Origin of the sequence: Archangium violaceum Cb vi76 (assembly GCF_000733295.1) — a bacterium.
In the GTDB taxonomy this organism is placed as follows: domain Bacteria; phylum Myxococcota; class Myxococcia; order Myxococcales; family Myxococcaceae; genus Archangium; species Archangium violaceum.
Genome location: NZ_JPMI01000423.1, coordinates 144,211 through 169,290, shown reverse-complemented (window position 1 = coordinate 169,290; position 25,080 = coordinate 144,211). Strand labels below are relative to the sequence as shown.

Sequence of the window (25,080 nt, the reverse complement as noted above, 5' to 3'; positions counted from 1 at the left end):
GGTGCCGTTCCTGGCCCTGATGTGCGCATGCGTGCGAGGCCCCTATCCCTACCCGGTGGTGTATGGCGCGGGACCGTCCACGGGACGGTTGGAGCAGAGCATGGACTCGGCTTCGAGCGCCTGCCGGCAGAACCCGGCGTACTGCACCGCCATGGCGGGTGAGGAGGCGATTCTTCCCATTCCCGTGAGTACGACTCCGTTGCCTGTTCCTCCGGAAGCCGCGGCGCCGACAAAGGACCAGCCCTCTGAGGGTTCAAAGGGTGAAACGACGGAGTGGTCACCAGAGAAAATCAAAAGAAGGTGCAACGAGGAATTTACTCGATGCCTGGGAACAGCGGTGCAAGGCATTCGCGGGCCCAAATTCAACCACAGTCAGTGCGTCGGCTGCCGTGATGTCTGTATGCAGAACAGTGGAGTATGGCCTACCGAGGCCAATGGGAAGCTGTGTCCATGAGCCAGGAGCGCGGTGAGGAGGCGTTTCATCAGCGATGGATGGCGGGCGCTGATGCCATCTCCCAACTCTATGTCGCTCTGCTGGACGCTCCGTTCGAGCAATACGAGCGGGAGTTCCTTGTACTGCAACGCAAGCTGCTCGCCACGGTGAAGACTCCTTGGGAGCACTTGGAGACACGCCGACGCGTCGCGGAGGAGATCCTGCTGGGCGCTTTTGGTTGTAATGCCCCATGGCCGGATTTCGGACGTGCCCTTCGTCGAATCCGGCGGCTGGGCTACACGGATGTCGAGCGCCGGGTGCACGTTGCCATTCTGTTCGCGCGATGGGCGAAGTTCCATCCAGAGCACCTGCCGGCGGCGAGACGCATGCTGGAACTGGCCGAGCGCCAGTTTCAATCCGTCTCGCCAGAACATACCCAGTACAAGGACATGAAAGGCAGCTTGGAGTTGATCCGGATGGAGAAGGAGTTCAGACCGGATTCATCCATTCCCTGAGCGGTGGCGTTGGTGGCTCCAACACTCTTCACTCCCTCGTCACCGCGCGCAGCACGAGCTCCCTCCGCTGTCCGAGCAGTCGCAGCGCCAGGGGGAGCAGCGAGCGGTACAGAATGAGGTTGAAGGCGGCGCACAGGGCGATCATCGCCAGCGTCTGGCCACTCGGCCCGCTCTTCCCGGCGAACCGCAGGGCCCAGACGAAGGGGGCACAGCCCACGCTCGCCGCGACGATGCCGAGCATGGAGGCGGTGAGGGGCAGCTTGTCCCGGCGCTTGAGGCTCGCGTGGAACTTCACCGGGAAGTACAGGGACAGGAAGTTGCCGGCCGCGAGCAGCACGGGGACGACGGCCACCACGGCCGTCATGGCGCACAGGAAGTCCAGCGCCGAGCCCTTGCCGAAGTACACCCGGTAGAACACTCCCACCAGCAGGGCCATGGCGCCGGCCGCCGTGCCCTGCACCACGTTCTTCGCCCGCAGCACGTCCCCCAGCTCCACGGGGGCGGCGATGAGCATGGCCAGCCCGTGCCCGTCATAGGCGAACGTGTTCTGCGAGAACGTGGAGGCCATCACCACCGCGCCGTAGATGCACAGGCCGCCCATCAACCAGGCATCCACGCTCGCGCCCAGCAGGTACTCGAAGAGGGCCCGGCCCGACGTCAGCTTCATCAGGATGGCCAGCACGAAGGGCACGGACGCCAGCAGCCGCGCGCGCGGGTTGCGCCACAGGTCCAACGCCTCGCGTGTCAGCAGCGTGGTGTACGTGGTGCGCGTCCGGGCGAATGGATCGTTGTCTCCGGACTCCTTCACGGACGGGCCGGCGCGGCCCACGTTGCGGTGGAAGCGCAGCAGCAGCGCGTAGGCGATTCCCAGTCCCAGCAGGGCGAAGAAGACCATGCCCACGCCGTCCACCAGCGCATTGCGCCTGTACCCATAGCTGAGCTCCAGCAGCGCGTCCCCGAAGAAGCCCGAGGGCACCCGTCCCAGGGCAATCGTCGCGTCGATGATGAGGGCCATGTCCAGCTTCTCCACGCCCCCCTCGCCCACGGCCGTCAGCCATGAGGTGTCGATGGGCGGGATGAGGGACGCGGCCACGAGGAACAGCACGAAGCCGCCACCCATCAACTGGGCGCTGTGCTTCTCGCGCAGCACGTTGAGCACCGCGTGCAGGCCCACCCGGCTCCAGGCCGCGTTGAGCAGCGCGAACAGCACGTACAGCAGCACGGCGAACCATTTCACCCGCACCGGGTGCACCGAGGCGAAGCCCAGCGCCGCTCCCGTCAACGGCGCGTAGAAGACGAGCGCGCGCGGCTCGAAGAGGCTCGCCACCGTGGAGGAGATGAGCAGCCGGAAGGGCGAGATGGGAAAGGGTGCGTAGCGGCTCAGCTCCGAGTGGTCATCCACGCCCGCGCTCATCAGCGGCCACGTCACCCACACCGCCGACGTGACGAAGCACAGCAGGTTGAGGATGAAGAAGGGCCACACGCCGTTCTCGGCGATGGGCTTCAGCCGCATCAACCCATAGAACGTCACGCCCAGGCCCCAGGCCGGTGCGCTCGAGAGCAGGAAGGCGGCCACCGCCATCCACCGGCTCCGGCCCGGCCCCTGGTTGAGTCCGATGTCCAGGCGCAGGCCCCACAACAGCCACAGGTGCCGGAAGAAGCCCGGCGCGGCTACCCGGTTCACGCGGACCCCCGGCGCAGCTCCACCACTTCGGCGGGCGGTGCGTCCCCGTAGAAGGACAGCTTCGCGTTGCGCGCGGCCGGCACGGAGATGAGCTTCTCGAACACGGCCTCCAGCGAGGGCGCGTCATAGCGCTGCATCAACTGTTGCACCGTGCCCTGGTCCAGCATCCTCCCGCCACGGATGACACCCGCGTGCGTGGCCAGCCGCTCCGCTATCTCCAGCACGTGCGTGGTGAGCAGCAGCGTCACGCCCCGACGGCTCAGCTCGCGCAGCAGCTCGCGGATGACGCCCGCGGCCAGCACGTCGATGCCCTCGAAGGGCTCGTCCAGCAGCACCAGCTCCGGCGCGTGGATCAGCGCCGCCGCGATGGCCAGCCGCCGCCGCATGCCCTTGGAGTACTCGGCCACCAGCGCGCCCGCCTTGTACGTCAGCTCCGTGAGCTCCAGCAACTCGGCGGCCCGCGCCGCCGCCTCGTCCCCGCTCAGCCCGTACATGCGCCCGCAGAAGGTGAGGTACTGACGGCCCGTGAGCCGCTCGAAGAGGCTCAGCTCCTCGGGCACCACGCCGATGTGGCGTTTGACCTCCAGCGGCCGGGCCACCGCGTCCACCCCCAGCAGGGAGATGCGGCCGGCGTCCGGCGCGTACACGCCGGTGAGCAGGGCGATGGTGGTGGACTTGCCGGCCCCGTTGGGACCGAGGAAGGCGTAGAAGGAGCCGCGGGGGATGGTCAGCTCCATGCCATTGAGCGCGGTGAATTCGCCGAAGCGCTTCACGAGCCCATGGGCATCGACGGCCAGGTCAGTGGGGGTGGGAGACATGCGCGGGCCGGATCAGAGCCGACTCCGCCGCCCTCCCACAATCCCCCCGATGTCCGAGGCCCATAGGAGGAGCCTGGCACCTGGGAGGTGGCGCGGGAGGGGCCGTGCCGCTCAGTGCACCATGGCCACTTCGGGCGGGCCGATGATGCGCTGCACCGTCATCCGCACCTTGTCCAGGTCCACCGGCTTGGAGATGTAGCCGGCGGCGCCCACCAGCTCCGCCTCCCACTCGAAGCCGTAGCCCGAGATGATGATGATCGGCAGCCCGCGCGCCCGCGGCATCTTCTTGAGGGCGTCCAGCAGGCCCCAGCCGCTCATCACCGGCATGCGCAAGTCCAGCAGCACGGCCTGGGGTATCTCTCCCTCGAGGGTGTCGAGGGCCTCTCGGCCGTTGCCGGCCTGCTCCGTGCGATAGCCCATCTCCTCTAGGGCATCGCAGATGAGCGTGCGGTGGCTCGCGTCGTCGTCGACGACCAGGATGTAGGACATGGCAAGGCCTCGATGCGTGTTCCGGCAGGGAAGGCAGATTCTATGGGGGGCAAGATGCGAATGGCTTTCCGGTTCCGGAAGGGGTGTGCCCGGTTTTCAACATCCCTCGAAAAGCTGGAGGGCGTTCTGCCCCAGGAGGCCCGCCTCCACCTCGTCCCCGAGCTTGAGGGCCAACAACTGCTTGAGCTCGCGGTCCCAGGCGTACGGCAGGTTGGGGAAGTCCGTGCCGTAGAGAATGCGCTCGGGGCGGACTTCCAGCAAGCGGCGGGGCACCGGAATGGGGAAATAACCGGCCACCGCCATGGTGGTGTCCAGCCAGAGGTTGTCGTGGCGCTCCAGGAGCCGCTCGTACGCGTCGAACTCGTCCGCGCCCAGGTGGGGGATGCACAGCTCGAGGCCCGGGTGGTCCTTGAGGACCCGCTCCACGCGCTCGGCCGAGCAGAGGGCGTGCACGTCGCACCTGTATTGGGGGCTGGCGGGCTCGCGGCCGGCGTGCATCACCAGCGGCCGTCCGGCCCGGGCGCAGGCCTCGTACACCTCGTGGAGCGCGGGTGCATCCGGGGCGAAGCACTGCACGTGGCAGTGCAGCTTCACGCCCTTGAGGCCCGCCGCGAAGGCCTCGGCGAGAATCCCGGCCGCCCCCTCTTCTCCCGGCATCACGGTGGCCAGCCCCAGCACGCGCGGCTCGGCCCGGGCCACCTCGGCGACATAGGAGTTGAGGAAGCGCGCCATGCCCGGCTTGTGCGCGTAGTGCAGCGCCACCACCCGGTGCACCCCGCGCGACAGCAGGAAGGACACCACCTGGGGCGTGTGCAGCTTGTAGCGGATGGGCCAGCCATACTGGTCGAACCACCGCCAGATGGCCTCGAAGACGCCGTCCGGGAAGAGGTGGACGTGGGCATCCACCACGGGTGGCAGCCCCTCGGGCAGCCGGGGCCCCTCCTCGTCGTTCAAGGCCGGCAGGGGCAGTGTCGGGCTTCCAGGCGCCAGCCAGCCAGAGGCGGCGCCCAGGCAGACGGGGGACTCGTCGGGGTGGTGCATGCGCCGAGGAGGTCTACTCCTTCTTGCGCTCCGCGTCCCCCGGCTTGGGCGGGTTGTCCAGCCGCTGGAGGTAGGCGTTGTTCGAGTAGCCAGCGCGCTCCAGGCGCTGCGTCTCGATGAGATCGGCGACCTTGGTGCACACCTGGCTGAGCAGACGGAGCGACTCGGCCAGCAGCTTCTCGGCCTGGTCCTGCGCGTCCGCGCGCTTGATGACGGTCCGATCGCGGCGGAACAACTGGGTCAACTTCATCCCCGCCAATCTAAGGGAAGGCGTGCCCTCTTGCCACCGGACTCACAGGCACTTCGCGAGCGCTCCGGGCCGCTCGGGGCTCCCTCGGGGGCGGGCCGGGCTGATCCTCTCGTGCGCGAGTGTCGGGCCGTTGACGCATCCGGACGGCGCGGAGCGTTGGCCATCAACAACTTAACAGTCCAGCAAATTTACAACTTGGAGTGTGCCCGGCTGGAGGGTGGAGCCACCACGAGGGGAAGCGTCGGGTAAACGACCAATATCAGGGGCCTTTCACGAATTTTCAGCAGGGGGGGTGACGCGCGGAAAATTTGTGCTTACAGTGCCTCCATTCACTTCCCGACTTCCTGTCGAGACGTTCGAAAGGGGGAACTGCGCATGGCTTACGATGGCGAGCTTGTGAAGATGGAGAATGGCCGCTGGGCGCGGTTCCAGCGTTGCCAGGTGTACCGCCCGGGCGTCGAGGACGCGGGCGAGACGATGATGTTGATCGCCGTGGAGCTGGACGAGCGCTACCAGTTGTTGCTGGACGAAGTGGCGGACTCGCTGGCGCAGTACCGGCATCGGGGCATCCCGGTGCGGGCCAGGCTGGACGAGGCGCAGCGGTTGACGCTGCACCCGGAGTCGGAGTCCAGCGCGCTTCACTAACGAGGCCGGTAGAATCGCGTGGCGTTGTCATGCGCCACGCGCTTCACCACTCGTTCCGACAGCTTCGCCTTGGCCAGCATGTTGGCCACACGGGCGAGCCCCAGAATATCTCCGGCGCCATCGCCGGCATCCGAGTTGAGTACCAGCCTTTCGCTGCCAAGCCGGCGCACCAGCGCCACGGCACGTTCGGCCTTGAGTGCCTCGGGGTGCAACGTCAGCCCCGCCCAATGCCCACAGCCGAGGATGTTGCGCACGGTACGGCCGTTGGCGTGGTCCACCAGCACGCGGGAGGGCCGGATGCCGGACTCGCGTAGCAGGGTGAGGATGCGCCGGGTGTGGCGCTCCTTGTCGCGCACCGGGGTGTGCACCAGCACCTTCAGCTTGAGCTGACGCGCGAGCGCGAGCTGCTCGAGGAAGGCCTCCTCCTCCTCGATGCCGCCCGCGTGCAGGCCCGTCTCGCCCAGGGCCACCACGCGTCCGCCGCGGAAGTAGTCGGGGAGACTGGAGAGCACCTCGGACAGGCCGCGGCGGGGGATGCAGCGCGGGTGTACGCCCAGCGCGGCCCAGGCGCGGATGCCCAGCCGCTCCAGGCGGGGGAGTTGCCGGAGCATCAGGTCGTCGAAGTGCTTGCGCAGGGCCTTGGGCGTGGGCTCGGGCAGGTGGTGGGCGACCACCAACGCCCGCTCCACCCCGAAGAAGCGCATGGACTCGAGGTCCTGGTCGCTGAGGGCCTCCGGGTGGAGGTGCGCGTCGAAGAGTTGGAGGAGCGGGGTGGCCACGGTGTGTTCCGTCCTGTCCGTCAGTCCTGGCCGAGGCCAGCGCCCTCGTTGCGCGGGTCGCTCCCCGCGTAGCGCAGGTTCGTCTTCGGATCGCTGTAGACGGCCTCGGCGTCGCCCCAGCCCTCCTGCTTGCGAATCTTGTGGCCCTTGGCCTCCAGCGCCGCCTGGGTGGCGGGCTCCAGGCCATAGCGGTCCACCCACAGCTCATCCGGCATGTACTGGTGGTGCAGCCGGCCCTGTCCCACCGCGCGCACCACGTCCATCTTCTGGTCCACGATGTTGGAGATGACCTGGATGACGGTGGTGGGGATGGTGGAGCCGCCCGGGCTGCCCACCGCCAGCATCACCTTCTTGGGGTCCTCCTTGGAGAAGACGAGGGTGGGGGACATGGAGGACAGGGGCACCTTGCCCGGAGCGATGGCGTTGGCCTCGCCCGTCACCAGCCCGTAGGCGTTGGGCACGCCGGGCCGCGCGGCGAAGTCGTCCATCTGGTCATTGAGGAGGATGCCGGTGCCCTTGGCGACGACGCACGAGCCGAAGGCGTAGTTCACCGTGGTGGTGAGGGCCACCGCGTTGCCGTCCTTGTCGATGACGGAGATGTGCGTGGTGTTCTTCTTCTCGGGCACGCTGGAGGGGTCGTACCAGCCGTCCGGCTTCTTGAGCGTGGAGCCGCTGGCGCCCTCCACGGGGGGCAGCAGCGAGGCGCTCGACGTGGCCTTCTTCGGGTCGATGCTGCCCGCGAGGTCCGCGATGTAGCCGGACGAGGTGAGGCTCTCCATGGGGATCTTCACGAAGGCGGGGTCTCCCAGGTACTTCGCCCGGTCCACGTACACGCGGCGCACCGCCTCGGCGTAGAGGTGGAGTGATTCCGGCTCGCGGAAGTCCAGGCCCTGGGGGCGCAGCCGCTCCATCGCGCCGAGCACCTGCACCACCGCGAGTCCGCCCGCGCTCGGCGGCGGCATGGTGAGGATGCGGTGGCCGCGGTAGCTGCCCTCCAGCGGCGCATGGGCGCGTGTCTTGAAGGCCTTCAGGTCCTCGAGCGAGAGCGTGCCGCCACCCGCCTTCACCGTGTCCACCATGGCCTGGGCCATGGGGCCCGCGTAGAAGGCCTTGGCGCCGCGCTTCGCGAGCGTCTGGAGCGTGCGGGCCAGTTCCGGCTGGCGCACGAGGTGGCCCACGGGCGGCACGTCCAGCTCGCCCTTGTCGTTCTTCGCGAGGAAGAGGCGCGAGGCCTCGGGGTCCTGCCGCAGGCAGTCGCGCCGCATGTGGGCCATGGCCTGGTACTTGGGGGACACCCAGAAGCCGTTGCGAGCGGCGTCGATGGCCGGCTGCAGCACCACGGCGCGGGACAGCTTGCCGTGCTTCTCCAGCAGCTCCAGGTAGCCGGCCACCGCGCCGGGCACCGCCACGCTCGTCGCACCGTCCGTGGAAAGCCCAGGCACCACCTGTCCGTCCTTCAGGTACATGTCGCGCGTGGCCCCCTTGGGCGCCACCTCGCGGAAGTCCAGCACCTGCGTCCCGCCCGTCTTCGCGTCGTGCACCAGCGCGAAGCCACCGCCGCCAATGCCCGAGTGGTACGGGCCCACCACGCCCAGGGTGAAGGCCGCCGCCACCGCCGCGTCCACCGAGTTGCCGCCCTTCTCCAGCATCCGCAGCGCGGCCTCGCTCGCCATCGGATGCGCCGTGGCCACCGCTCCGCCCCGGTACGGACGCGCCGCCCACGCGGGCCACGCCATTACCAGTGCTATCAGTGCCACTGCCCACCCGTTCTGGTGAGTCCGCATCTTTACCGTCTCCACGTGAAAAGCCTCCGTCGGGGCCCCACCGGGCGCTTTCGCGAGTGGGCGTTCTGGAGTATCCCGGCCGCCGCTCGGACTCGCTAAGAAACGTTTCAACATCGGGAAGTGTCCGGCTGACACCAGCATGCCCGGCCTGGAGTTTGACCGGGGCACGGGCGAGTGCATCCTGTGCATGACGGTTCGTCGCGCCGGGGGAAACATGAACGCCAACCTGACGACAATGAAGCAGACGTCGGCCTCGCCAGAGGTCACGGTGACGACGCTCTTCCTCAAACCGACGTTCGGTATCACCGTGCAGAGCAACACGCTGTCCGTCTCCGTGAAGGCCCGTCCGGAGGGCATCCGCCCCACGCGGCCTCCCGCTCGCGGTTGACGCGCCGCTTTCGCATCCCTAGTAATCGCCGCTTATGACAGCTTCCCTGGCGGCGGTGGTGTTGTGCGCTGGTAAGGGCACGCGGATGAAGTCGGAGAAGGCCAAGGTCCTTCACCCCATCCTCGGCAAGCCCATCTGTGCTTATCCCCTCATGCGAGCGTTGGAACTGGGCGCCTCTCCCGTGGTGCCGGTGGTGGGCCACCAGGCAGACGAGGTGGAGCGCTCCATCCGCGCTCATTTCCCCACTGCCCCCCTGCGCTTCGCGCTCCAGAAGGAGCAGCGGGGCACGGCGGACGCGGTGCGCTCGGCGGAAAGCGCGCTGAAGGACTTCAACGGGCGCGTGCTCATCCTCTACGGGGACGTGCCGCTGGTGCGCCGCGAGACGCTCGAGGCGCTGTCCGCCGCGCACGACAAGAGTGGCGGGGTGCTCTCCCTGGTGTCCACGTCTCCGGCTGACCCGACCGGCTACGGCCGCGTCATCCGCGAGATGGGCAACGTGGTGCGCATCGTCGAGCACAAGGACGCCACCCCCGAGCAGCGCCAGGTGCGCGAGTGCAACGCGGGCATCTACCTGGTGGATTCCTCCTTCCTGTGGAAGGCGCTGGCCAACATCCGCAGCGCGAACGCGCAGGGCGAGTTCTACCTGACGGACCTGGTGGAGATGGCCGCGGCCCAGGGGCCGGTGGGCTCCATCGACGCCGAGTTCGGCGAGACGGCCGGCGTGAATGACCGGGTGGAGCTGGCGGCGCGCGCCAAGGAGCTCCAGGTGCGCATCAACACCTGGCACATGCGCAACGGCGTCACCCTGACGGACCCCGCCACCACGTACATCGAGGAGGGCGTGGCCATCGGCTCGGACACGGAGCTCGCCCCCATGGTGACGCTGTCGGGCGCCACGGTGGTCGGCCGCAACGTCACCATCGGGCAGGGCAGCGTCCTGTACGCCTCCTCGGTGGCCGACGGGACGACCATCAAGCCGTACACCGTCCTGGAGGAGGCCCGGGTGGGCGAGCGCTGCATCCTCGGCCCGTTCTCGCGGCTGCGTCCCGGCACGGACCTCGCCGAGGAGGTGCACCTGGGCAACTTCGTGGAGACGAAGAAGGCCCGCCTCGGCCGCGGCTCCAAGGCCAACCACCTGGCCTACCTGGGCGACGCGAAGATCGGCGCCAAGGTCAACGTGGGCGCCGGCACCATCACCTGCAACTACGACGGGGTGAACAAGCACGTCACCGAGCTGGGGGATGGTGTCTTCATCGGCTCGGACTCGCAGCTGGTGGCCCCTGTGAAAGTCGGGGACGGTGCGTATGTCGGTGCGGGTACCACGGTGACGAAAGATGTGCCTCCCGGGAGCCTCGCCGTGTCCCGTACGCCACAGCTCAACATGGAAGGCTGGGTGGAGAGGAAGAAGGCGCGCATGGCCAAGTCCGCGGAAGCAGGCCCTTCCAAGCCGGACAAGGCCTCCGCGGGGTAGTGGGCCCGCGTCTTGCTTGTCTCGAGGGCGATAGGTGTCGCCCGATGTGGGTGGAAATGCCCCCGGAATTTGCAATCCGGGGTTCGGGCGTGAGAGAGGACGGACAACATGTGCGGCATTGTTGGGTATGTCGGGGACAAGGAGTCGGCTCCCATCCTGGTGTCTGGGCTGAAGAAGCTCGAGTACCGGGGGTATGACTCCGCTGGCGTGGCGGTGGTGAACCGCAACGTCCTGAACGTGGTGCGGGCCACGGGCAAGCTGAAGAACCTGGAGAACCGCGTCCAGACCGATGTGCCGCAGGGCACCGTGGGTATCGGCCACACGCGCTGGGCCACGCACGGGCGTCCCTCGGACGAGAACGCCCACCCGCACACCTACGGTGGCGTGGCGGTGGTGCACAACGGCATCATCGAGAACCACCTCGCCCTCAAGGAGGAGCTGCGTGCCAAGGGGCACCACTTCTCCTCCGAGACGGACTCCGAGGTCTTCGCCCACCTCATCTCCGATGAGCTCAAGAGCGGCCTGGAGCTGCCGGCGGCGGTGCGCGCGGCCATCGCCCAGGTGAAGGGCACCTACGCCCTGGCGGTGGTGACCACCAGCGACCCGAACCGGATCGTCTGCACCAAGGACTCCTCACCCATGGTGCTCGGCCTGGGCCAGGGGCAGAACTTCCTGGCCAGCGACGTGCCGGCGCTGCTCGAGCACACGCGCGACTTCGTCTACATGGAGGAGGGTGACCTGGCCGTCATCACCGCCTCGAGCGTGGACATCTACGGCCGCTCCGGCCAGAAGGTGAACCGGCCCACCCGCCGCATCGACTGGACGCCGATGATGGCGGAGAAGGGCGGCCACAAGCACTTCATGCACAAGGAGATCATGGAGCAGCCTCGCGCGGTGGCGGACACGCTGCGCGGCCGAATGCTCCTCTCCGAGGGCGACGTGCACTTCGAGGGCTGGAACCTGAGCCCGGAGAAGGTGCGCTCGCTCACCAAGGTGACGATTCTCGCGTGCGGCACCTCGTGGCACTCGGGCATCGCCGGCAAGGCGATGATCGAGTCCCTGGCGCGCATCCCGGTGGAGGTGGAGCTGGCCAGCGAGTTCCGCTACCGCGATCCCATCGTGGAGTCCTCGCACCTGGCCATCGCCATCAGCCAGTCGGGCGAGACGGCGGACACGCTGGCGGCCTTCAAGGAGGCCAAGGCGCGTGGCGCCACGGCGCTCGCGCTGTGCAACGTCATCGGCAGCGCCATGACGCGTGAGGCGGACATCACCATCCTCACCAACGCGGGCCCCGAGATTGGCGTGGCCTCCACCAAGGCCTTCACCACGCAGCTGGTGGGTCTCTACCTGCTGGCGGTGAAGCTCGGCCGCATGCGCGGCACGCTCACCGTCAAGGCGGCGCAGGAGCACCTGACCTCGCTGACCGAGATCCCCAAGATGATCGAGGAGGTGCTCAAGTGCGAGACCTCGGTCAAGCGCGTGGCGCGTGAGTTCATGGGCGCCCAGGACTTCCTCTTCCTCGGCCGCGGCCCCATGCACCCGGTGGCGCTCGAGGGCGCGCTCAAGCTCAAGGAGATCTCCTACATCCACGCCGAGGGCTACGCCGGCGGCGAGATGAAGCACGGTCCCATCGCGCTCATCGACGAGAAGATGCCGGTGGTGGTCATCGCGCCCAAGCAGCCGCACGTGGCGTACGAGAAGATCATCGGCAACATCGAGGAGGTGCGGGCGCGCGGCGGCAAGGTCATCGCGATCATCGACGAGGATGACGCGCACGTGGCCTCGCTCGCGGATCACGTCGTCCGCATCCCCGCCGCCAGCGCGCTGCTCGCGCCGGTGGTGGCCACCATCCCCCTGCAGCTGCTCGCGTATCACGTGGCGGATCTGCGCGGGAACGACGTGGATCAGCCGCGCAACCTCGCCAAGAGCGTGACGGTCGAGTAGTCCGCGCTGGATCGGCCCGCCGATCCAACCCGCCCGGGGATGCCTCGCTTCGAGGCCCCCGGGCGTTCTCATTTCCAGCCGGAACGCCGGCTCAGAAGGCCGCGTCGAAGGTGACCTCGCCGGCGACGCCCACCTGGTACGCCGAGACGCGCCGCTCGAAGAAGTTCGCCAGCTCCTGTACGTCCTGCAGGTCCATGAAGCCGAACGGGTTCTTCGCGCCGTAGCGCTTCGGAAGATCCAACATCACCAGCCGCTGATCGGCGACGAACTCCAGGTACTGCCGCATCTCGTGCACCGAGAGCCCCGCGACGCCGAGCCCCAGGATGTCCTCGGCGAATTGGAGCTCGCACGCCACCGCCTCCTCCAACATGGTGGCGACCTCGCGCTCCATCTCCGCGTCGAAGAGGCCGGGCTCCTCGCGGCGCACCGTCTTCACGACCTCGAAGGCGAAGGCCATGTGCGCGCTCTCGTCCCGGAAGACCCAGTTGGTCCCCGCGGCCAGCCCGTGCAGCAGCCCCCGCGAGCGCAGGAAGTACACGTACGCGAACGCCGCGAAGAAGAAGAGTCCCTCGATGCAGGCCGCGAAGCAGATGAGGTTCAGGAGGAATTTCCTCCGCTGCTCCCGCGTCTCCAGCCGCTCCAGCTCGCCGATGGAGTCCATCCACTTGAAGCAGAACTCCGCCTTCTTGCGGATGCTCGGGATGGTGTCGATCGCCGCGAAGGCCCGGGCCCGCTCGGCCGGGTCCGGCACGTACGTGTCGAGCAGCGTGAGGTAGAACTGCACGTGCAGCGCCTCCTCGTAGAGCTGCCGCGACAGGTACATGCGCGCCTCGGGGGCGTTCACGTGCTTGTAGAGGTTCAGCACGAGGTTGTTCGCCACGATGGAGTCGCCCGTCGCGAAGAAGGCCACCAGCCGCTGGATGAGGTGACGGTCCGCCGCCGTCATCTTCGAGCGCAGGTCCCCCACGTCCGTCGAGAAGTCCACCTCCTCCACCGTCCAGGTGTTCTTGATGGCGTTGCGGTACATCTCGAAGAAGACCGGATACTGCATCGGGCGGAGCGTGAGGTTCATGCCCGGGTCCAGCAGGCGAGCACCCGTTTTCGGCGTCGCGTGTGAGACCTTGTTGGGTACCACGGGGGCAGTGTCACGCATGGGCGGGAGATTCATCGGAGTCCAGGTGTCGTTCGTCGGTGCGCTCACTGGCAGGCCTCGCAGGCTTCGGGGTTCTCGAGGGAGCAGGCGATGGCCTGCTCATCGGTGGGCTTCGGTTCCGCTCGCGCGATCTCGCTGGTGCCGTTCAGCTTCGTGTCCGAGCCGTTCCGGGACGCGTCCACGGTGGCCTTCGCGATGCGCGTGGCCGGCCGCGAGCGCAGGTAGTACGTCGTCTTCAGCCCCTTCTTCCACGCGTACATGTACATGGAGCTGAGCTGGCCGATGTTCGGCGCCTCCATGAACAGGTTGAGCGACTGGCTCTGATCGATGAAGGCACCCCGGTCCGCCGCCATGTCGATGAGCGAGCGCATCGGCAGCTCCCACGCCGTGCGGTAGATGGCTCGCACGTTCGCCGGAATCTCCTCGAGCGACTGGATGGAGCCCTCCGCCAACTTGATGCGGGCCCGCATGTCCTCGTTCCACATGCCGAGCGTCTTCAGCTCCTCGACGAGGTAGCGGTTGACCTGGAGGAAGTCCCCCGAGAGCGTCTCGCGCTTGAAGAGGTTGGACACCTGCGGCTCGATGCACTCGTAGCAGCCCGCGATGGAGGCAATCGTCGCCGTCGGGGCGATCGCGATCATCAGCGAGTTGCGCAGGCCCACCTGCTTCACCCGGGCGCGCAGCGCGTCCCAGCGCGCCGTGTCCTCGGGGACCACGTTCCACGCGTCGAACTGGAGCTCGCCGCGCGCCGCCCGCGTCTCGGAGAAGGCCGGATGGGCACCCTGCTCGGCCGCCAGCTCCGCCGAGGCGGAGAGCGCGTGGAAGTAGATCTCCTCGGAGATCTTCCGCGAGATGGCCCGCGCCTCGGCGCTGTCGAAGGGCAGGCGCATCTGGAAGAACACGTCCTGCAGACCCATGATGCCCAGGCCCACCGGGCGCCAGCGGAGGTTCGAGCTCTTCGCCGAGGGGATGGTGTAGTAGTTCAGGTCGATCACCCGATCCAACTGCCGCACCGCCGTCCGCGCTGTCCGCCCCAGCTTCTCCCAGTCGAAGGACACCCGGCCGCTCTCGTCCACCGACGTGTGCCGCGAGAGGTTGATGGAGCCGAGGTTGCACACGGCCGTCTCGTCCCGCGACGTCACCTCGAGGATCTCCGTGCAGAGATTCGACAGGTGGACGACCCGGCCCGGCAGCGCCGTCTGGTTGCAGGCCCGGTTCGACTTGTCCTTGAACGTCATCCAGCCGTTCCCGGTCTGCGCCAGCGTCCGCATCATGCGTCCGTAGAGCTCGCGCGCCTTCAGCGTCCTGGCCGCCAGGCCCTGCCGCTCCGCCTGCTCGTAGGCGCGCTCGAACTCCTCGCCGTACAGGTCCGTGAGGTGCGGCACCCCCTTCGGGTCGAAGAGGGACCAGTTCCCATCCGCCTCGACGCGCTTCATGAAGAGGTCGGGGATCCAGTTCGCGAGGTTCAGGTTGTGCGTGCGCCGCGCCTCGTCGCCCGTGTTGTCACGCAGCTCGAGGAACTCCTCCAGGTCCGCGTGCCACGTCTCCAGGTACACGCAGCAGGCGCCCTTGCGCTTCCCGCCCTGGTTCACCGCCGCCACCGACGCGTCCAGCGTCTTCAGCCACGGGACGATGCCGTTGCTGTGCCCGTTCGTGCTTCCAATGAGCGAGCCGCGCGAGCGCACCCGGTGGTACGCCAGCCCGATGCCGCCCGAGAACTTCGAGAGCATCGCCACGTCCGTGTACCGCTGGTAGATGCTCTCCAGCTCGTCCCCGGGCGAGTCCAGCAGGAAGCATGACGACAGCTGCTCGTGGCACGTGCCCGAGTTGAAGAGGGTGGGGGAGCTCGGCACGTACTCGAGCATCGAGAAGAGCCGGTAGAGCTCCAGCGCCTCGGGCACCGTCTCCCCGAGCGCCACCGCGATGCGCATGAAGAAGTGCTGCGGCGTCTCCAGCACCTCGCGCGTCGTCGGGTGCTTGAGCAGGTAGCGGTCGTAGACCGTCCGCAGCCCGAAGTACTCGAAGAGCCGGTTGCGCGAGGGGTCGATCGTGTCGTTCAGCTTGCGCGCGTTCGTCGAGACGAGCCGGGCCACGCGCTCGTTCACGAGGCCGAGCCGGTGCGCGGCGGCGATCGACTGCGAGAAGGAATGGATCTCCTGCCCGGAGACCTCCTTGTCGATGTACGTGGCGAGCAGCCGCGCCGCGAGCTTCGCGTACTCGGGCTCCTCCAGCGTCAGCGAGGCCGCGGTCTGGATGGAGAGCTGATCCAACTCCTGCGTCGAGGCACCGTCATAGAGGCCGGCGATCGTCTTCGTCGCCACGCGGATGGCATCCACCTGACGCAGCCCATCGCAACAGCGGCCGATCGCCCGGACGATCTTGTTCAGGTCCGCGCCCTCGAGCACCCCGTTGCGCTTGCGCACCCTCATGGTGGTGGGCGGCGGTGTCGTGGACGTGATGTGGGTTCCGTTCAGCATGCTCCTCCTCCTCCGTTCGCGACCGTGTAATTCCGCGGAGGAAAAGGTCTGCCCGTGTCGCGCATTGCGACGTGCGATGACTCGCCAGGCCGACCCTCGCCCCCTCGGGCGACTGGAGCACCCCACGAGGAGAGCGGACGGGCCGGACGAGCACGGGGAACCCGTGGCGCACGGAACCTTCCACCTCCCCACGAGGCGTCCAGGTCGATCCACCCCCGGATTTCTCCCCAGGGGCAGGTGGCTGGCAGGTCTTCGGGCTCGCGAGCATCCGGCTCATCGCCGGGCGCCTACAACCGTCCCCTTCCCAGCCTCTCGGCCAGTGTGTGTGGACGGGTTCGTTCTCGCTGACCGCTGCGGGGCAGCTCCGGATTCACACCGGATTCCCTTTCAAGCCCGGGCCGAGACCCGGGCACCAGCGACGCGCGTCAACGTAAGGGGGGTGCCCCAGGCTGTCAAAGGATCAGTGGCCGACGTTCCGGGCCTTGTGTCCTGCTTCGAGCGATCGTACTTCTGGGCTACCTTGGGTGGCCCTTCTCGCGCTCCCAGAGGGCAAGAGAGAGCGCCTGTTGCAGCCCGGCCTGGACCTCGCGCGGGCTGAAGGGCTGGCCCGTGTCCAGGGCCCACGTCAGGAGCGCTCCCGCGAACTCGCCCGCCGTGCGGTAGCGCTGGTTCACGTCCGGCGCCAGCGCCTTGCGCATCACCGCCGCCAGCCGCTTGTCCAGCGTGTCCGGCAGGATCAGCTTCGCCGACCGGATGGCCGCCATCACCACGTCGGGGTCGTCACTGCCGCGCTCGAAGGGGTGGAAGCCCAGCACCAGCTCGTGCAGGACGATGCCCATGGAGAAGAGATCCGAGGCCAGCGTCACCGAGTCCCCGCGCGTCTGCTCCGGCGACAGGTAGTGCAGCTTGCCCGCCGTCACGCCTTCCTCCGGGCCCAGGTCCAACCCGCGCGCCTTGGCCACGCCGAAGTCGCCGAGCTTCACCTCGCACTGCCCGGAGAAGAAGATGTTGGCGGGATTCACGTCCCCGTGGACCAGCTCCAGCGGCCGGCCGGTGCGCGTGCGCGCCTGGTGGAAGTAGGCCAGTGCCCGCAGCACCTCGATGCACACGTGGACGCCCGCGGCCAACGGGATGCGCTGCCCCTGCCGCTCGTGCGCCCGGAGCATCCCGTCCAGGTCTCCACCCACCAGGAACTCCATGGCGATGAAGTAGCGCCCGAAGGCCTCTCCAATCTCCAGCCGGCGCACCAGGTTGGGGTGCTCCAGCAGGCCCATCAGGTCCGCCTCGTCGGCGAAGGACTCGGCGGTGACGTCCTTGCGCATCAGCTTCAGCGCCACCTTGAAGGGTGCCCCCTTCTCGTCCTTCGCCTCCGCGAGGAAGACCTCCGCCATTCCCCCCGAGCCCAGGCGCGAGCGGAGCACATAGCGCCCGAAGCGGCGCGAGGGGATTTCCACGGTCTTGGGCTGTCCGGGGGGCTGCACGGTGCCACCAGTCTACCTCGTCACCGCTCGTTCGCGCCTTCCTCTTCCCTGGCCAGCTCCAGCAGCAGGTCCAGGTCCTCCACCGTGTCCAGGCTCTCCAGCAGCTCGAGGTTCTCCACCACCTCCTTGTCCTCCGCGGACAGCTCCGGCGCCGTGTCCCGGGGCGCCGGGGCGCGCTGCTGGGGCGGGGGCTGCCGGGTGGGAGGAGGGGGCTCGGCGGCCGCGGCCGTCCCCGAGAGCAGCACGGCGGCCAGCATCACCGCGTGGCGCCAGCTCATTGCCGCCGCCTCTCACGCATCCGCTCGCGCATCTGCTCGCGCTGCTCGGGCGTCATCTGCCGCCAGCGCCGCATGTTCTCCATCATCTGCTCGCGCCGCTCCGGGTGCGCGCGCAGGTACGTCCTCATCCGCTGGCGCACCTCCGCCTTGCGCTCGGGGCTCATCCCGCGGAACTCGCGGAAGCGCTCGCGCAACTGGTTGCGCTCCTCGGGCGTCAGCCGCTGGAACTCGCGCAGGTTGGCCCGCACGCGCTCCCGCTCCTCCTCCGGCATCTGCTTCCAGCGCTCCAGGTTGCCCTTGATGCGCTCGCGCTCCTCCGGCGGCATCGCCTTGAGCTCGCGCAGCTTCGCCCGCATCGCCTCCTTCTGCTCGGGGGACAGCTGCTGGAAACGCTCGGCCGCCGTCTGGGGCCGCTGCGCCCGCTCCTGCTTCGGCGGCTGGGGCTCCTCCGCACGGCCCGCTCCGCCCAGCAGCAGCGCCATCATCAGCCCCGCTCGTGCCAGGTTGCTCCGGCCCATCATCACCGCACCTCCAACTCATGGAGGCTCGCGATCACCTCCAGGTCTTCGCCATTCTCCAGGCCGACGACGTCGTAGTCCTCGACCACTTCCAGGTTCATCGCCAGCTCCAGCGTGCCCGCGTCCGCCACCTCCAGCACGGGCTCGCTCGGAGCGGCCGTGTAGAGCGCCAGCCCCGCCATCGCCGCCAGCCCCGCCGCCGGCACCAGCACCGAGGGCCTCAGCAGCGCCCGCAGCCGCTCGCCCAGCGTCGGCGGCAGCGCGTCCAGCTTCGCCAGCACCTCGCGCCGCATGGCCGGCGAGGGCGTGTACTCGGGCAGCCCGGCCATGCTCGCCACCGTGCGCCGCAGCAGCGCCTCCGTCCCCTGGCAGCCCGCGCAGCCTCCCAGGTGCGTCTCCACCTCGGCGCGCCGCGCGGGCGCCAGCTCCCCGTCCACGTACGCCGTCAGGTCTTCCTCGTATGGACAACTCATGCCCTGCTCCTCGCGGGCACGGAGCCCGTCTGCAGTTCCTCCACCTTGCGCGCCACCGCCAGCGTCGCCCGGTGGATGAGGCTCTTCACCGCCGCCTCGCTCGCCTCCAGCGCCTCCGCGATGTCCCGGTACGCCATCCCCTCGAAGCGGCACATGGTGAAGGCCGCCCGCTCCCGCTCGCTCATCGCCTTCAGCGCCTCGCCCACCGCCCGCTCCAGCTCCCGCCCCGCCAACGCCTGGTCCGGTCTGTCTCCTTCCCCTCCCGCCACCTCCAGCCCGCCCTCGTCCTCCTGTGCTTCCGTCGAGGTGTGCTCCACCCGGTACTCTCCGCGCCGCACCTCGTTGAGGCAGTGGTTGGTGGCCACCCGGAAGAGGAACGTCTTGAACTTCGCCGTCGGCTTGTAGCTCTTCGCGTTGCGGTACAGCTTCACGAAGATGTCCTGCGTCAGCTCCTCGGCCCGCTCCCGGTCCCCCACGAAGCGCAGGGCGAAGCGCGCCACGCTCACGTGGTACCGGTCGAACAGCAGCGCGAACGCCCGCCGGTCGCCCGCCGCCACCTTCAGCATCATCTGTGCGTCCGAGTCCGATTCCGCTTCCACGCTTCCGTCCAACCCGGGACCCCATCATTTGTTGCGGGGTGATTTTCCGCCCGAGCCTACCGGAGCCCCCGCGGACGTCTCGGAGTTGGAGGTGGGCGGAATGCCCACATGTCTCCCCGGAGGGTGGGGCGCTGTCATCCGGGAGGCGTCCGGAGGCCCTGGCGTCGGGTGGCGGAAGCTCCGGGGTAGGGGAGGGGCGGGATGCTTTGGAGGTAGTGGGACCCGGTCGTTACAGTCCTGGCCGTGACCGACACCACCCACACACGCCCGCCCGGCTCCGGTTCCCGCCCAGGCGAATCCGGGGAGGAGGGGAGCGCGGAGCTGCCCTCCCTGGCCCCCTGGGAGGCGCCGGCCAGCCCCGCCGGGCTCGAGGCGGACCCGGAGCGGGTGCTCGCCCTCGTCCAGGATGCGCGGATGGCGGCCAGCGATGCGGCTCGCATCCAGGTGGCCGGGGTGCTGAACCAGCAACTGGACGCGCTGGCGGCCGGAGGAGGCTCGCGGGAGGTGGCGGACCTGCTCGAGCAGCTCCTGGAGAGCGGCCAGCTCGCGGGACTGGAGGACACGGGGGGCCGTGCGTGCCGGGCGGCGGCCACCGAGGCGCTGACGCGGCTCGGCTTCCCCTACGCGCTGGAGGTCCGCCCGGAGGACCTGGCCTTCCTGCGCGGCCAGGAGGGGGCCTCGAAGGACTTCCCCTGGAGGCCCACGGCGGCCGGGGCCCTCCTGGTGGCGGGTATCGCCGCCCAGTGGGGTCTCCATATAGAGGAGGTGGACGGCCCGGGGCCGCCCCTCGTCCTGCTCATGGGACTGTCGCTGCTGTCCCTGGTCCCGGCGCTGTTGGGCCCTGAACGCTCGGCGTCACAGCGGGCGGGCCTGCTGGGCCTGCTCGTCCTGTCACTCCTTCAGCTATACCTGGGCGTCTTCGGGGGTTACTACGGGGCCCTCAGCGGGGGAGCTGGACTGTTGGCCTGGTTGCTCCTCATGCTGCCTCGGCGGTGAACGCCGTGGGTCATGTCAGAGGGATGGACTAGGGTTATCCCTACGCGATACTAAACGCGAGTTCAGGTGGGCCGGGGTGGCTCGCCGCATACGCAAGGAGCAAGACGAAATGGCCGTGAATCCAGAGAAGGAGAAGGCGATCGAACTGGCGATGTCCGCTGTGGAGCGCCAGTTCGGTAAGGGGTCGATCATGCGGCTCGGCAACGAGGAGCCGCTGGTCCGGGATGTTCAGGCCATTTCGACGGGAAGCGTCTCGCTCGACATCGCACTGGGCGTCGGCGGCGTGCCGAAGGGCCGCATCGTCGAGATCTACGGGCCGGAGTCTTCCGGTAAGACGACCCTCTGCCTTCACATCGTGGCCGAGGCGCAGAAGCGCGGCGGCGTGGCCGGCTACATCGACGCCGAGCACGCGCTGGACATCGGCTACGCGCGCAAGCTGGGCGTGCGCACCGATGACCTGCTGCTGAGCCAGCCGGACACCGGTGAGCAGGCGCTGGAAATCGCCGAGATGTTGGTGCGCTCGGGCGCCATCGACGTGCTGGTGGTGGACTCGGTGGCGGCGCTGGTTCCCAAGGCCGAGCTCGAGGGCGAGATGGGCGATGCGCACATGGGTGTGCAGGCCCGTCTGATGAGCCAGGCGCTGCGCAAGCTGACGGGTACCATCAGCAAGAGCCAGACGTGCGTCATCTTCATCAACCAGATCCGCATGAAGATTGGCGTGATGTTCGGCAACCCCGAGACGACGACGGGCGGTAACGCGCTGAAGTTCTACGCGTCGCAGCGCCTGGACATCCGCCGCGTGGGCGCCATCAAGAATGGCGAGAACGTGGTGGGCAGCCGCACCCGCGTGAAGGTGGTGAAGAACAAGGTGGCGCCTCCGTTCAAGGAGGTCGAGTTCGACATCATGTACGGCTCGGGTATCTCGAAGGAGGGAGACCTCATCGATCTGGCGTCCAACGACGGCATCATCGAGAAGAGCGGCAGCTGGTTCTCCTTCAAGGGCGAGCGGATCGGCCAGGGCCGTGAGAACGCGAAGGACTACCTGCGCGACCACCCGGAGGTGCGCGTGGAGGTGGAGCGGCAGGTGATGGAGAAGTACGGCATCGGCAAGCCGGCCCTGGCCGCCGTCCCGGCTCCTACCGAGGAGGCTCCCGCCGAGGGCCACACCGAGAAGCGCCAGCGCGCGAAGGCCGCGAAGTAGTCCGGGCCTTCTCGGCCTGAAGTACCCAGGGGCCGTCTTCCCGAGAGGGGAGGCGGCCCCTTGTATTTGGCTCGTTGGCACTGGCTTGCTGGTGGAAGTTGAGCCACGGTGGTCGTTCACCGTGTTAGGGAGAGCGCCATGACGCCCAGCGCCATCCACGTGCGCAATTACCGCTCCTTCGCGGAACTCCAGTCCCTGGAACTGCGTCCGCTCACGCTGCTCTATGGTGGTAACAGCGCGGGGAAGAGCGCACTCGTACGGCTTCTGCCACTGCTGGCGGATTCGGTGAGCACGGATGATGGAGGGCCACTCAATCTGGCCAGCGCCGCCGCTCGTGGCAGCACCTACGAAGGCCTGCGCTGGAAGGGGGGCACCGCCGACGACGCGCCCCCCGAGATGGTCTTCACCTTCGATTGGAAGGGCAGCGCCGGGGACACCCGCATCGAAATGGCTCTCGACTGGGAGCGTTCCTGGAAGCGGCTCATCGTCAAACGCTTCAGCCTCTTGCAAGGAGGTCAGCCCCTGCTGTCCGCGGAGTGGCGTTTCCGTGCCGAGGAGCAGGGTGCGGTGGCGCTCACCTATGCCATCAACACAGCGGGGGTGCTCTCCGAGAAGCCTGTTCTCTTCCGTGGGCTCGTTCCGGAATCAGAGGGCATCCCGGCGTCGCTGTTGCTCCTGCTGCGTGAGAGGCTGCTCGGCTTGCGGCGAGCGGTGCTGTGGCTCGGGTCGCGCCAGTTGTCAGCCCGGAGCTTTCCCCGGCCCACCGCTCCCGCCTGGTCGATGCGGCCGGATGGCAGTGACCTGGGGGCTCTCCTGGCTTCCCATCCGGAAGTGCTCAAGGAAGTGTCCGCCTGGTGCGAGGCGCACCTGCAGCGCGCCGTGGAGATCAGTGACGTGCCAGAGCTGGGCCACTTCCGGGTGACCTTGCGGCATACCGCCAAGGCCACGCTCGATGTGGATCTGCTCGACGCGGGAGAAGGCGTGGTGAAGGTCATGCCCGTGCTGGCGGCGCTTGCCCTGAGCCGACGCCCCGCACCCACGGCGCCTCACATCCTGGCCATCGAGGAGCCCGAGTCCCACCTGCACCCGAGGTTGCAGCGCGCCCTGGCCGAGCACATCGCCTCGGCCTTGAGCGGGAGCGAGGATCCGCCGAGCGTTCTCCTGGAGACGCACTCCCAACACATCCTGCTCGGCGTGCAGATCCAGGTGGCCAGGGGGCTGCTGCGGCCAGACCAGGTTCAGGTCTATTGGGTGCACCAGGACGAGCGCGGCCGGAGCAGGGCCGAGCCCATCCGGTTGAGCGAGGAGGGCCGTCTCCAGGGGAACTGGCCCTCGACCGTCTACACGGAGATCAACGACATGGCCGGTGAATTGATCCGCGCCCGGCAGGAGCGCCAGCGGAAATGATAGCCACCCTGGAGGAGGCTCTCTTCGCGGCTCCGGTGGATCCGTTGCTGCTGCTGTCCATCCTCCGCCACGGCCAGGAAGGCCAGCACATCATTCTGACCGACCCCTCCTTTCAGCGGAACGGCACGGGCGTGGTCAACCAGTGGCTTGCGGCGAGGGACCCGCTCGTCCGCGATGCCGCCGAGGAGGCCCTCGACCGCAGCCTGAACGCCTACAACAGCACGACCACCCTGGCGCAGTTCCGTGTGGCGGATCGGAAAGAGTCTCATTGGGCAGGCACGCCGCCCGAGTTGACTCCCGAAGATGCGGCACGCGTGCTCGCGCTTCCGCTGTTGCTGGTGCTCGAGGACCGGCAGGCCGACAAGCATTTCCTGCGGTGTGTCCTTCCCGAGCCGCGGCGTGACGAGTTGCGAACTGCTCTCGAGCGGGGATGGATTCGTGCCGAGCATGGAGGGGGACTGGGAAACATGAAGAAGTACGTCGAGGGTCTGCGGGACGAGCCCTCCGAGCGGATGCGGGTGTGGGTCCTCTTCGACAGCGACGCCCGGCAGCCCGCCCAGCCTTCCAGGGATTCACAAGACCTCAAGACGACCTGTGCCAGCGCGGCGCTGCCCCACCATCAACTCCAGCGCCGGAGCATCGAGAACTACCTGCCACCCCAGGCGCTGTACCGCTGGGCGGGCCAGCGTCGTGGCGTACCAGGTACCCGGTTCCTCCGGATGGTCCAGGCGTTCGAGGCCTTGGAGCCAGCAACCGAGAGGCATCTCGTCGATATGAAGGAGAGATTCGAGAACGACCATATCGCCGAGTTGTTCCGGGAGGAGCGGTTCAACATCGAGCAGGTCTGGCTGCGGAATGATGGCCAGGGCCCCGAACTGGATACCATCGCGCAGGGCATCTTCGAACGGATGTGAGCATGGCGGAGGATGACGTCCAAACTCTTGTCGCGAGCGTGCAACTGCCGTCACTCCTGCGCGACGTCTACGAGGGCAAGCTGCGACTGCCTGCGGTACCACACGAGCCCTGGGGTGACGAGCGGCGGTTGAAGCTCTTCGAGAGCATCTACCGCAGGCTTCCCGCCGGCAGCATCGTCGTGTGGCGCACCTCCCAGTATCTGGAGTGCCGTGGCTCCATTGGGCCCGTGACCCTGCGAGAACCCGCGGAGACACGGATTCGTGAGTATCTGATGGATGGCATCGGGCTCGTGGAGGCCCTCTTCCAGGAACTGGGACAGGTTTTCTGGAACGAGGAGGAGTCTGCCCGGCGTCAGGTTGTTGGCTCCGAGGGCCCCACTGCGTTCGTTACCTTTGATTTGAATACACAGACCTTCCGGTTGAGCCGGCCGGGTGATGTGCTTCAGCCAGCCGAATGTCAGATGTCCCGGCTGCTGGACGCCACGTGGCAGCACGCGTTCTCCGACACGTTGCGCTCACTCCCGATGGGGCAGCAACTCCAAAGCCGGTTTTCCCGGCTGGTGGATACCTTCTACGAGGCCCTGGTCACCGTCATCCTGGTCGTCGCGGATGATACGAAGGACCTCCAGGCGCTCCTGGCCCTCAGAGGTACGGCACTTCCGCTTCAACTCCTCGAAAGGGGACCGGCCACCCTGCGCTGGTATTGCGATACGTGCGGTCAGTCCATCCGCCATTCCCGGGATGGTTGGGTGGAGTGGCTCATCCGGACAGAGGGGTCCAGTCGTCTTGGCCGCGGGTTTCGGCTCGTCCATCACCAGCCAGCCAGTCCACGACCCCAGGGCTGCCAGTACGATGGGGACCAGGAGTATCGGCGCGATCGGTCGATTGTTTGCGATGTGGCGCTCGATGATTTTCTGGGACACGACGGGCTCACCTACCTCCTCGAAGTCCTCTCTCGAGGAGAGCTTCCGCAGGAGCATGTCGTCGAGATGATCAAGCGCCTGCACACTCCGGGCTACGAGCGAGCGCGCTTCCATGTGCAGGCCGCCGCCGCCGAAGGCATTATCGAGCCCAACATGGCCCCAGGCTTCTACTCACAAGGGGACATCGCCCGGGTGCTCGACTGGGCGGACGATGAGGACCGTAAGCCCTGAGTCGTGCGGCCCCCATACCGAGAATCGTCAGCGCGCGAAGGCCGCGAAGTAGTCCGGGCCTTCTCAGCAGCTTGAAGTACCCAGGGGCCGTCTTCCCGAGAGGGGAGGCGGCCCCTTGCTTTTCTGGTACCCCCGCGGCCCGTCACAACCGTTCTTCGTCACCCTCCGCCCGCTGGAACTTCCCACGG

General features: G+C 68.0%; 25 protein-coding genes and 1 riboswitch. Of the genes, 10 read left to right on the top strand and 15 right to left on the bottom strand.

Annotated features, from left to right (window positions below):
• Positions 1 to 48: 48 nt before the first annotated feature.
• Positions 49 to 180: a hypothetical protein gene (locus Q664_RS62555; protein ID WP_268811471.1), complete on the bottom strand. Its 132-nt coding sequence runs from the start codon at positions 178 to 180 to the stop codon at positions 49 to 51.
• 270 nt (positions 181 to 450) lie between these two features.
• On the opposite strand from Q664_RS62555, the gene Q664_RS53915 reads away from it, so the two are divergent.
• Positions 451 to 948, top strand: a complete 498-nt coding sequence (locus Q664_RS53915) for a hypothetical protein (protein WP_052519718.1) — start codon at positions 451 to 453, stop codon at positions 946 to 948.
• 28 nt (positions 949 to 976) lie between these two features.
• Here the strand turns inward: Q664_RS53915 and Q664_RS50485 are convergent, their stop codons facing one another.
• The 5 genes from Q664_RS50485 to Q664_RS50465 form a co-directional block, all read right to left on the bottom strand.
• Positions 977 to 2,632 (bottom strand): hypothetical protein, encoded by a 1,656-nt coding sequence (locus Q664_RS50485; protein ID WP_043414421.1) that lies wholly within the window; start codon positions 2,630 to 2,632, stop codon positions 977 to 979.
• The gene (locus Q664_RS50480) at positions 2,629 to 3,450 is read right to left on the bottom strand and encodes an ABC transporter ATP-binding protein (RefSeq protein ID WP_043414417.1); all 822 of its coding nucleotides are present in this window, start codon (positions 3,448 to 3,450) and stop codon (positions 2,629 to 2,631) included. The genes Q664_RS50485 and Q664_RS50480 overlap by 4 nt, the downstream gene beginning before the upstream one ends.
• A gap of 111 nt (positions 3,451 to 3,561) precedes the next feature.
• Positions 3,562 to 3,939: a response regulator gene (locus Q664_RS50475; RefSeq protein WP_043414414.1), complete on the bottom strand. Its 378-nt coding sequence runs from the start codon at positions 3,937 to 3,939 to the stop codon at positions 3,562 to 3,564.
• A gap of 96 nt (positions 3,940 to 4,035) precedes the next feature.
• Entirely contained in the window at positions 4,036 to 4,980 is a 945-nt protein-coding gene (locus Q664_RS50470; protein WP_043414411.1) for an amidohydrolase family protein, read from the bottom strand.
• 13 nt (positions 4,981 to 4,993) lie between these two features.
• A complete protein-coding gene (locus Q664_RS50465) occupies positions 4,994 to 5,230 on the bottom strand; it encodes a hypothetical protein (protein WP_043414407.1) in 237 nt (78 codons plus the stop codon).
• 375 nt (positions 5,231 to 5,605) lie between these two features.
• Here Q664_RS50465 and Q664_RS50460 point away from each other — a divergent pair, with 375 nt between their 5' ends.
• Complete coding sequence (locus Q664_RS50460) at positions 5,606 to 5,875, top strand: hypothetical protein (protein ID WP_043414405.1); 270 nt, start codon at positions 5,606 to 5,608, stop codon at positions 5,873 to 5,875.
• Here Q664_RS50460 and Q664_RS50455 read toward each other — a convergent pair.
• Positions 5,872 to 6,654, bottom strand: a complete 783-nt coding sequence (locus tag Q664_RS50455) for a TatD family hydrolase (protein WP_043414403.1) — start codon at positions 6,652 to 6,654, stop codon at positions 5,872 to 5,874. The two genes, Q664_RS50460 and Q664_RS50455, sit on opposite strands and share 4 nt — an antisense overlap.
• A 20-nt stretch (positions 6,655 to 6,674) precedes the next feature.
• A complete protein-coding gene (gene ggt, locus Q664_RS50450; RefSeq protein ID WP_235217192.1) occupies positions 6,675 to 8,390 on the bottom strand; it encodes a gamma-glutamyltransferase in 1,716 nt (571 codons plus the stop codon).
• 235 nt (positions 8,391 to 8,625) lie between these two features.
• On the opposite strand from ggt, the gene Q664_RS50445 reads away from it, so the two are divergent.
• The 3 genes from Q664_RS50445 (at position 8,626) to glmS (ending at position 12,241) form a co-directional block, all read left to right on the top strand.
• The gene (locus tag Q664_RS50445; protein WP_152622836.1) at positions 8,626 to 8,826 is read left to right on the top strand and encodes a hypothetical protein; all 201 of its coding nucleotides are present in this window, start codon (positions 8,626 to 8,628) and stop codon (positions 8,824 to 8,826) included.
• 34 nt (positions 8,827 to 8,860) lie between these two features.
• Positions 8,861 to 10,297: a bifunctional UDP-N-acetylglucosamine diphosphorylase/glucosamine-1-phosphate N-acetyltransferase GlmU gene (gene glmU / locus Q664_RS50440; RefSeq protein ID WP_043414393.1), complete on the top strand. Its 1,437-nt coding sequence runs from the start codon at positions 8,861 to 8,863 to the stop codon at positions 10,295 to 10,297.
• Between the two features lie 108 nt (positions 10,298 to 10,405).
• Positions 10,406 to 12,241, top strand: a complete 1,836-nt coding sequence (glmS, locus tag Q664_RS50435) for a glutamine--fructose-6-phosphate transaminase (isomerizing) (protein WP_043414389.1) — start codon at positions 10,406 to 10,408, stop codon at positions 12,239 to 12,241.
• Between the two features lie 91 nt (positions 12,242 to 12,332).
• On the opposite strand, the gene Q664_RS50430 is transcribed toward glmS, so the two are convergent.
• The 7 genes from Q664_RS50430 to Q664_RS50400 form a co-directional block, all read right to left on the bottom strand.
• Entirely contained in the window at positions 12,333 to 13,313 is a 981-nt protein-coding gene (locus tag Q664_RS50430) for a ribonucleotide-diphosphate reductase subunit beta (protein ID WP_052519717.1), read from the bottom strand.
• A gap of 125 nt (positions 13,314 to 13,438) precedes the next feature.
• On the bottom strand, positions 13,439 to 15,871 hold the full coding sequence (locus Q664_RS50425; protein ID WP_152622835.1) for a ribonucleoside-diphosphate reductase subunit alpha: 2,433 nt from the start codon (positions 15,869 to 15,871) through the stop codon (positions 13,439 to 13,441).
• Positions 15,872 to 16,097: 226 nt separating this feature from the next.
• A riboswitch (cobalamin riboswitch) is annotated at positions 16,098 to 16,303 on the bottom strand.
• An 83-nt stretch (positions 16,304 to 16,386) separates the two neighbouring features.
• The gene (locus Q664_RS50420; RefSeq protein ID WP_052519716.1) at positions 16,387 to 17,352 is read right to left on the bottom strand and encodes a serine/threonine-protein kinase; all 966 of its coding nucleotides are present in this window, start codon (positions 17,350 to 17,352) and stop codon (positions 16,387 to 16,389) included.
• Between the two features lie 20 nt (positions 17,353 to 17,372).
• Positions 17,373 to 17,630: a hypothetical protein gene (locus Q664_RS50415; RefSeq protein ID WP_043414385.1), complete on the bottom strand. Its 258-nt coding sequence runs from the start codon at positions 17,628 to 17,630 to the stop codon at positions 17,373 to 17,375.
• Positions 17,627 to 18,151 carry a DUF3106 domain-containing protein gene (locus Q664_RS50410; RefSeq protein ID WP_043414382.1) on the bottom strand — a complete coding sequence of 175 codons (525 nt, stop codon included), beginning with the start codon at positions 18,149 to 18,151 and terminating at the stop codon, positions 17,627 to 17,629. The genes Q664_RS50415 and Q664_RS50410 overlap by 4 nt, the downstream gene beginning before the upstream one ends.
• Positions 18,151 to 18,621, bottom strand: coding sequence for an anti-sigma factor family protein (locus Q664_RS50405; protein ID WP_043414378.1), 471 nt, complete (start codon positions 18,619 to 18,621; stop codon positions 18,151 to 18,153). The genes Q664_RS50410 and Q664_RS50405 overlap by 1 nt, the downstream gene beginning before the upstream one ends.
• The gene (locus Q664_RS50400; RefSeq protein WP_235217191.1) at positions 18,618 to 19,220 is read right to left on the bottom strand and encodes an RNA polymerase sigma factor; all 603 of its coding nucleotides are present in this window, start codon (positions 19,218 to 19,220) and stop codon (positions 18,618 to 18,620) included. The genes Q664_RS50405 and Q664_RS50400 overlap by 4 nt, the downstream gene beginning before the upstream one ends.
• Positions 19,221 to 19,463: 243 nt before the next feature.
• Between Q664_RS50400 and Q664_RS50395 the strand changes: the two genes are divergently transcribed.
• The 5 genes from Q664_RS50395 (at position 19,464) to Q664_RS57155 (ending at position 24,892) form a co-directional block, all read left to right on the top strand.
• Positions 19,464 to 20,216, top strand: coding sequence for a hypothetical protein (locus Q664_RS50395; RefSeq protein WP_043414371.1), 753 nt, complete (start codon positions 19,464 to 19,466; stop codon positions 20,214 to 20,216).
• Between the two features lie 109 nt (positions 20,217 to 20,325).
• Entirely contained in the window at positions 20,326 to 21,417 is a 1,092-nt protein-coding gene (gene recA, locus Q664_RS50390) for a recombinase RecA (protein WP_043414369.1), read from the top strand.
• 138 nt (positions 21,418 to 21,555) lie between these two features.
• Positions 21,556 to 22,824, top strand: coding sequence for an AAA family ATPase (locus Q664_RS50385; protein ID WP_043414367.1), 1,269 nt, complete (start codon positions 21,556 to 21,558; stop codon positions 22,822 to 22,824).
• Positions 22,821 to 23,738, top strand: a complete 918-nt coding sequence (locus Q664_RS50380; RefSeq protein ID WP_043414362.1) for a hypothetical protein — start codon at positions 22,821 to 22,823, stop codon at positions 23,736 to 23,738. The genes Q664_RS50385 and Q664_RS50380 overlap by 4 nt, the downstream gene beginning before the upstream one ends.
• A gap of 2 nt (positions 23,739 to 23,740) precedes the next feature.
• A complete protein-coding gene (locus Q664_RS57155; protein WP_052519715.1) occupies positions 23,741 to 24,892 on the top strand; it encodes a hypothetical protein in 1,152 nt (383 codons plus the stop codon).
• Positions 24,893 to 25,080: the final 188 nt, after the last annotated feature.